Here is a 209-nt window from a genome sequence, read left to right as displayed (position 1 = left end):
GGCCTTACCGTTACAGAGGCAAAATATAATGATACTGCGCATACGGTTGTATTGACGTTTAAGGGACTTCAACCTGGAGGCAAGTACAAAGTAAAAGCAACGGGTGTTAACGCCGCTGGGAACCAAGCACTTACGGGCACAAAGGAAGCTAGATTTAATAAAAAAGCAGTAACTGGTTTAGACACAACTAAGACACCAGCCTTGTTTGG

The 209-nt window shown here is 44.0% G+C and carries 1 protein-coding gene; it reads left to right on the top strand.

What is annotated here, in order from left to right; all coding sequences use genetic code 11:
- A partial coding sequence (locus PPOP_RS24800) for a fibronectin type III domain-containing protein (protein WP_042229930.1) occupies nt 1–209 on the top strand: 209 nt, incomplete at both ends.

It is taken from the genome of Paenibacillus popilliae ATCC 14706 (assembly GCF_000315235.1).
Lineage (GTDB): Bacteria > Bacillota > Bacilli > Paenibacillales > Paenibacillaceae > Paenibacillus_B > Paenibacillus_B popilliae.
This window is presented reverse-complemented; position numbering and strand designations above follow the sequence as displayed.